Genomic DNA, 1,073 nt, shown 5'->3' on the forward strand with positions numbered 1-1,073 from the left:
TGGTGGGAGACCTCATCTCAAGGCGAGCTTCCCGCTTAGATGCTTTCAGCGGTTATCCCTTCCGAACGTAGCCAACCAGCCGTGCACCTGGCGGTACAACTGGCACACCAGAGGTTCGTCCGTCCCGGTCCTCTCGTACTAGGGACAGCCCCTTTCAAGTCTCCTGCGCGCGCAGCGGATAGGGACCGAACTGTCTCGCGACGTTCTAAACCCAGCTCGCGTACCGCTTTAATGGGCGAACAGCCCAACCCTTGGGACCTACTCCAGCCCCAGGATGCGACGAGCCGACATCGAGGTGCCAAACCATCCCGTCGATATGGACTCTTGGGGAAGATCAGCCTGTTATCCCCGGGGTACCTTTTAGCCGTTGAGCGACACCGCTTCCACACGCCGATGCCGGATCACTAGTCCCAGCTTTCGCTCCTGCTCGACCCGTCAGTCTCACAGTCAAGCTCCCTTGTGCACTTACACTCAACACCTGATTGCCAACCAGGCTGAGGGAACCTTTGGGCGCCTCCGTTACCCTTTAGGAGGCAACCGCCCCAGTTAAACTACCCACCAGACACTGTCCCCGATCCGGATCACGGACCAGAGTTAGACGTTCAAAACGACCAGAGTGGTATTTCACCAATGACTCCACCCGAACTAGCGTCCGAGCTTCCCAGTCTCCCACCTATCCTACACAAGACGCTCCAAACGCCAATGTCAAGCTGTAGTGAAGGTCCCGGGGTCTTTCCGTCCTGCTGCGCGTAACGAGCATCTTTACTCGTAGTGCAATTTCGCCGGGTCTGCGGTTGAGACAGCGGGGAAGTCGTTACGCCATTCGTGCAGGTCGGAACTTACCCGACAAGGAATTTCGCTACCTTAGGATGGTTATAGTTACCACCGCCGTTTACCGGCGCTTAAGTTCTCACCTTCGCATGATTGCTCACGCTAAGCGGTCCCCTTAACGTTCCGGCACCGGGCAGGCGTCAGTCCGTATACATCGTCTTACGACTTCGCACGGACCTGTGTTTTTAGTAAACAGTCGCTTCCCCCTGGCCACTGCGACCCCCACCAGCTCAGAGCGCAAG

The 1,073-nt window shown here is 57.3% G+C and carries 1 rRNA gene; it reads right to left on the reverse strand.

Annotated elements, in window-relative coordinates:
- Nucleotides 1-1,073: ribosomal RNA gene (locus tag KME77_RS01505) — 23S ribosomal RNA — on the reverse strand; the annotation flags it as partial.

It is taken from the genome of Nonomuraea rhizosphaerae (genome assembly GCF_019396405.1).
GTDB lineage: Bacteria > Actinomycetota > Actinomycetes > Streptosporangiales > Streptosporangiaceae > Nonomuraea > Nonomuraea rhizosphaerae.